Origin of the sequence: Actinomadura rubrisoli, from assembly GCF_004349215.1 — a bacterium.
GTDB lineage: Bacteria > Actinomycetota > Actinomycetes > Streptosporangiales > Streptosporangiaceae > Spirillospora > Spirillospora rubrisoli.
The window spans coordinates 39,133-46,279 of record NZ_SMKU01000029.1; the positions used below are offsets into that span (position 1 = coordinate 39,133).

General features: G+C 70.9%; 7 protein-coding genes. All 7 read right to left on the bottom strand.

From position 1 onward, the window contains the following. Window positions 1–21: 21 nt before the first annotated feature. Complete coding sequence (locus E1298_RS09100) at window positions 22–885, bottom strand: carbohydrate ABC transporter permease (RefSeq protein WP_243725469.1); 864 nt, start codon at window positions 883–885, stop codon at window positions 22–24. Next, window positions 882–1,868, bottom strand: a complete 987-nt coding sequence (locus E1298_RS09105; RefSeq protein WP_131891058.1) for a carbohydrate ABC transporter permease — start codon at window positions 1,866–1,868, stop codon at window positions 882–884. The genes E1298_RS09100 and E1298_RS09105 overlap by 4 nt, the downstream gene beginning before the upstream one ends. Window positions 1,869–1,875: 7 nt before the next feature. Continuing rightward, window positions 1,876–3,150 carry an ABC transporter substrate-binding protein gene (locus E1298_RS09110; protein WP_243725470.1) on the bottom strand — a complete coding sequence of 425 codons (1,275 nt, stop codon included), beginning with the start codon at window positions 3,148–3,150 and terminating at the stop codon, window positions 1,876–1,878. Between the two features lie 74 nt (window positions 3,151–3,224). After that, a complete protein-coding gene (locus E1298_RS09115) occupies window positions 3,225–3,917 on the bottom strand; it encodes a FadR/GntR family transcriptional regulator (protein WP_131891061.1) in 693 nt (230 codons plus the stop codon). A 37-nt stretch (window positions 3,918–3,954) separates the two neighbouring features. Then, window positions 3,955–4,902 carry an alpha/beta hydrolase gene (locus tag E1298_RS09120; RefSeq protein WP_131891064.1) on the bottom strand — a complete coding sequence of 316 codons (948 nt, stop codon included), beginning with the start codon at window positions 4,900–4,902 and terminating at the stop codon, window positions 3,955–3,957. 132 nt (window positions 4,903–5,034) lie between these two features. Beyond that, on the bottom strand, window positions 5,035–6,291 hold the full coding sequence (locus E1298_RS09125; protein WP_131891067.1) for a DUF4185 domain-containing protein: 1,257 nt from the start codon (window positions 6,289–6,291) through the stop codon (window positions 5,035–5,037). 21 nt (window positions 6,292–6,312) lie between these two features. After that, window positions 6,313–7,116: an SDR family NAD(P)-dependent oxidoreductase gene (locus E1298_RS09130; RefSeq protein WP_131891069.1), complete on the bottom strand. Its 804-nt coding sequence runs from the start codon at window positions 7,114–7,116 to the stop codon at window positions 6,313–6,315. Window positions 7,117–7,147 lie beyond the last annotated feature (31 nt).

Here is a 7,147-nt window from a genome sequence, read left to right on the forward strand (position 1 = left end):
TCTATCCCTTCGTACGGTTTCTCAGAACTGCGCCAGCGTGAGCCCGCGCGTGAAGAGCCGCTGTGTCGCCAGGAACAGCACGACCGTCGGCAGCGACACCACGAGCCCGGCGGCCAGCGCGATCGGCACCGGGGTCCCGGCGTACACGTCGGTGGTGAGGGCCGACAGCTCGGCCCACACCGGCCGGACGGTCTCGGACTGCGAGAGCGTCAGGCCGAACAGCAGGTCGTTCCAGACGTAGGTGAACTCCAGGATGAACACGGCGGCCAGCGCCGCCGAGGACAGCGGCAGGTAGATCCGCCAGAAGATGCGGAAGGTGGACGCGCCGTCCAGCCGCGCCGCCTCGAAGATCGACACGGCGACGCTCCCGAAGAAGTTCCGCATCACCAGCGCCGCGAGCGGCACGCTGGTGGCGGTGTAGATCAGCACGAGCCCGACGTGGTCGTCGTACAGCGACACCTTGCTGTAGCCGACGAACAGCGGCACGAGCAGCATCTGGAACGGCACGATGGTGCCCGCGAAGATCACCACGAACCAGGCGAAGCCGTGCTTGAGCCGCAGCACCACGATCGCGTACCCGGCGAGCGCGCCCAGCAGCACCGCGAGCGCCGGGGAGACGACGCTGTAGCCCAGGGTGCTCAGCAGCGTGTCGCCGACGCTCGTGCGGCTCCACGCCTCGGAGATGTTGTCGAACAGCCCCATCGAGGACGGCGGCTTCACCGCGTCGGACGGGTCGTAGTCGTCCGCGGGGCGCACCGCGTTCGCCACGATCAGGTACGTGGGGAACAGCCACACCAGCCCGAGCACGACCAGCAGGCCCCGGCGCGCCGCGCCCCCGACGCCCATCCCGCGGCGCGTCCCGCCACCGCTCTCCTGTGCGCTCATCGGGTCTCCTCCCTGCCGACCTGGCGGCGCAGGTAGACGTATGAAGCCAGGCCCGTGATGGTGGTGAGCAGCACCGCGACCGCCGACCCGTACCCGTACTCGTCGGCGACGAACACGTCGCGGTACATGGTCACGGCGAGCGTCTCGGACGACCGTCCGGGCCCGCCCTGGGTCATCACCCAGACGATGTCGAAGCTCTTGAGCCCCGCCACCAGCGCCAGCCCGAACACGACCGTGGTGATCGGGCGCATCAGCGGCCACAGGACGTGCCGGAACAGCCGCCACCCGGACGCGCCGTCGATGCGCGCGGCCTCGATCGGCGCCTTCGGGATGGACTGGAGGCCGACGACGAACAGCAGCATGTTGACGCCGAGCTGCTGCCACGTCCACACCACGATCATCGCGATCGTGTTGCGGGGGCCGTCCTGAAGGAAGGCGGTGTCGCCGCCGGGCATCCCGAGGAAGGTCAGGATCTGGTTGGCCATGCCGTCCGGTTGCAGGATGAAGCCCCAGATCACGCCGAGGCCCGCGCCCGACATGGCGTAGGGCAGCAGGAACGGCAGCCGGAACCACGCGCCCCGCTTGAGGTCGTAGGACAGCACGGCGACGATCAGCCCGAGCCCCACGGGCAGGACGACGGTCCCGACGACCCACAGCAGCGTGTTGCGGATCGAGGTGAGCAGCGCGTCGTCCTCGAACAGGCGCCGGTAGTTGTCCAGCCCGGTGAACTCGGGCGACGCGAGCCCGTCGTAGGTGGTCATGCTCAGGTACGCCGTCCACAGGAACGGCAGGTAGAGCAGGACGGCGACGAACAGGACGGCCGGTGAGACGTAGGCGTGCCGGAACCGGCCGTGCAGGGCGAAGCCCTTCCCCGGACGGTCCCCGCGCCGGGTGCCGCGCCGGGTGCCGCCGCGTCCCGCCGGACCGTCACCGCGCACGCCCGCCGGCTTCGGGCGGGCCGCGGTGGCCTTGTGCGTGCTCATCGCGGGCTCAGCTTCCGGCCTTGTGCGTCTTCCAGTACTCCTCGTTCACCTTCTGAATGCTCTGGAGCACCTTCATGTACGTGTCGGGCTTGTTGAGGAACTTGTCGAACCCGCTCAGCGCCTCGGTCAGCACCGGCGCGGGCGCGGCCTCGAAGTAGCGCAGGACGAGCCGGTTCTTGTCGGACGCCGCCTGCTTGCTGACCTTGTCCAGCTCCGGGTCGGCGACCTTCACCTTCGGGTCGCTCGACACGTCGCCGCGCATGTTCGCCCACTTCTCCTGGGCGCCCGGCGTGATCCACCACTTGAGGTACTTCATGCTGGCCTCCTTGTCGGGGGCCTTGCGCAGCGAGCACAGCGGCCCGCTCTCGAACACGAGCGAGGTCTTCGGCAGCGACGGCTCGACGTTCGGGATGAAGAAGAAGCCGTAGTCCTCGCCCTGCTTGAGCCCGCGCTGGGTCATGCTGGTGTTGAACCACGTCCCGCTGATGACCATGGCGGCGTCGCCGGACTTGAAGTGGTCGGCGGGGTCGGCCTTGTCGCCGGGGTTGCTGAACCACCCGGAGTCGATCATCGACTTCCAGCGCTCCATCGCCTTCACCACGCCCGGGTCGGTGTAGGACGCCTGGCCGGTGGACAGCCGCTCGTACAGGTCGGGGTCGGAGCCCGCGAGCAGCTGCTCGAACCACGCGAAGGAGAACAGCGAGGTCGGCGTGGTGTGGTTGAAGGGCACCTGCCCCTTCGCCTTCAGCGTCCGGGCGAGGGTGTCCAGCTCGGCCCACGTCGTCGGCGGCTTCAGCCCGTACTTCGCGAAGATCTTCTTGTTGTAGAACATGCCCCAGTAGCCGGTCTGCAGCGGGACGCAGTACTGCTTGCCGCCCACGGTGTAGTACTTCTGCAGGTCGGCCGACAGGTCGCCGCTCTTGATCGCGTCCTGCCAGAGCTGAGAGGTGTCGGCCACCTGGTTCTGCTTGACGATCTCCTGGAGCCGCCCGCCGGTCGTCCAGGTGAACAGGTCGGGCTTGACCTTGGTGCGGAACGAGGTCTTGATGAACGCGGTGTACGTCGGCTCGTCGGTGTAGCCCACCGGCTTCATGCCGAGCCCGGTCTGCTCCTTGCCCAGCGTGCCCATCTGCTCGAAGAAGGGCTTCCAGGCGCCCTTGTCGTTGTAGAGCTTGAGCTCGGACGTCTTCGCGCCGGAGTCGCCGCCGGACCCGCAGCCGGTGGCGATCAGCAGCGCGCCCAGGGTGAGTGCGGTCACCCGCAGTCGCTTCGACGACAGCATGGTGGGCCTCCTTCGTCGGGCGGGTGCCCAATCGGGGTGGGTCGGGAGGGGTGGGTCGGTCGCGCGCGGTCGCCTCAGGTGAGCCGCTGCTCTATCACGTGCCTGACGTCGGCGAGATGGGCGCGCATCAGCTCGGCCGCCGCCTGCGCGTCGCCGCGCTCGATGGCGCCGAGGATCGCCCGGTGCTCCTCGTAGTCGCGGGTGCGGTCGTCGAAGATGCGCTGTATCTCGCGCTGCTCGGACGCGTGCACCGACAGCAGCGAGTCGATGACCTCGCAGAGGACGGAGTTGCCCGCGACCTCCGCGGCGGCCCGGTGGAAGGCCATGTTGGCCTCGTGCAGCCGCGCGTCGTCGCCGGTGAGGTTCTCGGACGCCTCGTCCAGGACGGCGCGGAGCCGTTCGAGGTCGCCTGCCTCGGACCGGCGCGCCGCCTGCGCGGCCAGCGGCGGCTCGATCAGCAGCCGGGCGTCCAGGAGGTGCAGCAGCCGGTCCCGGTCCAGGGTGCGGACGTTGGGGTTCGGGATGACCACGCGTTCGAGGTCGGCGCCCACGTAGATGCCGGAGCCGTGCCGCAGCTGGATGGCGCCGGTGGCCTCCAGGCGGCGCAGCGCCTCGCGCAGCGTCGGGGTGGTGACCGCGAACCGCTGCGAGAGCTCCCGCGCCGACGGCAGCCGGTCGCCGGGGCCCAGGCCGCCCGACCTGATCAGCTCCAGCATCCGCTCGGTCAGAGCGTCCGCCAGGCTGGGACGGGCTACATCCTGTGACATCGCACCTCGCTCAAAAGAAGTAAAGTCATCTAATCACTTAGCCGCTGCACTGTCCAGCGCCCTCCGTGTTTCCCAATGCCCTCCGGAGGGCGCCCCGCTGCTCGGCGAACGCGCGCCGCGCGATCCCCGCGGACAGGATGCCGTCGAACCCGTGGCAGGCGCCCGGCACATGGTGCAGTTCGGTCGGGACGCCCGCGGCGATGAGCCGGTGCGCGAAGGCGAGGTCCTCGTCGCGCAGCGGGTCGATCTCGGCGGCCAGCACGTACGCGGGCGGCAGTCCGGCCAGGTCGGCGGCCCGCGCGGGCGCCGCGTACGCCGGGACGTCCTCCCGTCCGCCCAGGTAGTGCCGCCACATGTGCCGGACGTCGGTCCGGTTGAACAGCGGAGGGCCGGTGAAGGCCCGCATCGACGGGGTGTCCATGCGGTCGTCCAGCACCGGGTAGAGGAGCATCTGGAACGCCAGGGGCGGCCCGTCCTCGTCCCGGGCGCGCAGCGCCACCGCGACCGCGAGGGCGCCGCCCGCGCTGCCGCCGCCGACCGCGACCCGCGCCGGGTCGCCGCCCAGCTCGGACGCGTGCGCGTGCGCCCACACCGTCGCGGCGTAGCAGTCCTCGAAGCCCGCGGGGAACGGATGCTCGGGCGCCAGCCGGTAGCCGACCGACACCACCGCGATCCCGTCCTCGGCGGCGAACTCCAGGCAGCGCCCGTGCTCGTTCTCCAGGCCGCCGGTGACGAAGCCGCCGCCGTGGAAGTACACGAGGACGGGCGCCGGCCGTCGCGCGCGCACGGGCAGGTACGTCCTCACCGGGACGGGCGGTGCGCCGGGCGCGCCGGGAACCGTCCGGTCCGCGACCTCCACGCGCGGATCGGCGGACGGCTCCACGAGCACCGACACGAGCGCGCGCATGGCCGCGCGCGCCTCGGCCGGGTCGGCCAGTCCCACATAGGGCATGCCGTCGAGGGCGGCGGCGAGTTCGGCGTCCATCGGACCTCCTGGGGTCGGAGCCGGAAGACGGGAAGACGCGCCCCCGGGCGGGAGGTCACCCGGGGGCGCGTCGTGGAGCGGCCCCGCCGTGGACGGGACGGATTCGGGCCGCTGGTCAGGGCCGGCGCGCGGTCAGCCGCTCACCGGCACGTTCACGTAGCGGGCGCGGTAGATGGTGACGTCCCGGTAGTTGTCGTTCGCCGGCCCGGAGGTCCGGTCGAGGCTGTTGACGTTGTAGGAGATCACCAGGTTGCCCGAGGACGACAGCGCGGCGTGCTGGTGCGCGTTGTAGGTGTACACGTCGGGGTCGCAGTAGGAGCCGAACGCGCCGGTCTCGGGCGTCCGGTAGACGGTCTGCTCGCCGGTGAACGGGCCCGCCGCCGAGCACGACAGCAGGACGTCGATCTCCGCCCCGAACGCGATCTTGGTGTCCTGGTTGACCATGACGATGTGCGAGCCGCGCCTGCTCACGCTGAACTCGTTCGACACCCCGCTCAGCAGCCGCGCCGAGGCCGACTCCGCCGGCGACCAGCCGCCCGAGGTCCGGTAGCTCCACGTCCCGCGAAGGTCGCCGCCCTTCACCCGCGCGACGTGCAGGTACTTGGTATTCACCTTGGTGGCGGGGTCGGTGTAGTCCTCGGTGCCATAGACGTAGGTGTAGCCGCCGTCCCTGAGGACCGCCGAACCCCACTGGATCCCGGCGGACGAGGGCATCGCCTGCACCCGTACAGGCGTGGACAGGTTCCGCGTGGAGAAGCGCGCGAGGACGTTGCCCTTGAACTTCATGTCCCACGGGTCGCCGTTGTCGGGATCCGGGTCGTAGTACTCGCGGTAGAGCTGCTGGACCTCCGCGCCGCTCTGGGTGAGGTCGCCCGCCCAGTACCAGTCGGCGCGCCGCGGGGGCGGCATGACCGCCTTGGGGTCGGCCGCCGTCCCGCCGTGGACGGTGGTGAGCGCGCCGCCCTTCCCCTGCACGACGAACGAGTTGTTGATGAACGGCGTCGTCCCGCCCTCCTCGACCACGACCGGACGGGAGCCGTCCGTGTTGACCTTGCCGAGGAAGGTGTCGGAGAAGGCGTAGACGATGCGTCCGTCCGACAGCTTCAGCGAGTACGTCGTGTCGGCGCCGGTCCAGTCGTCGAGCAGGGTGTTGCTGTTGCCGTACGCGGTGAACTTGCTGTTCTGCGCGGTGTTCTGGGCGGCCGTGCCGAACGTGGGGGCGGGCTTGCCGGAGCAGACCGGCCCGGCGCCAGGCTTGGGGCCGTGCCCATGGCCATGCCCATCGGCGGCCGCAGGACCGGCCGATGTGGCCACCAACCCGGCCGTCACCAGGACGGACGCGACGAACGAGCGGCGTGAGAGGGGACGTGAGGGGACGGGATTCTGCATGGAAACCTCCGCAGGGACCGGTCAGTGAGAAGGATCGGGAAGGGCCGCAGGATTGCGGGCCAGCAGGCCGCCGTCCACGCGATGTTCGGCGCCGGTGATGAAGGACGAGCGGGGTCCGGCGAGGAAGGCCACAACCTCGGCGACCTCCTCCGCGCGCGCGACGCGTCCGAGGGGATGGGCCCGGCCCCACTCCGCCACCTGCGCGTCCTGCGTCGTCTCGCCGCGGAACAGGTCGGCGGCCCAGCGCAGCATCGGCGTGTCGACCGACCCGGGGCACACCGCGTTCGCCCGGATGCCGTCCTCGGCGTGGTCGAGCGCCATCGACCGCGTCAGCGCGTTGATCGCGGCCTTGCTCGCGCTGTAGGCGGCCACCCGCGCCTGCGACACGAACGCCTGCACCGACGACACCGTGACGATCGCCCCGCCGCCGCGGCGCCGCATTTCCGGGACGGCCGCGCGGCAGACGAGGAAGACGCCCTTGAGGTTGACGTCGAGCACTTCGTCCCACAGTTCCTCGGAGGTGTCCTCGACCGTGCCGTAGCGCTGGACGCCCGCGCACGTCACGACCACGTCCAGGCCCCCGTAGCGGGACACGGCCGTCCCGACGAGAGCGCTCGTCTGCGCGGCGTCGGTCACGTCCGCGACGACGCCGGCCGCCTCCAGGCCGGCCGCGCCGAGCTCCTCCTCCGCCCGCCGGACGCCGTCCTCCTCGACGCCGCAGAACACCACGGCCGCGCCGTCTCCGGCGAGCCGTTCCACCACGGCCCGGCCGATCCCCAGCGACCCGCCGGTGACCAAGGCGATCTTGCCCTCGAACTCGCTCACGTGTTGTCCCCCTCGATCATCCCGCTGCCCC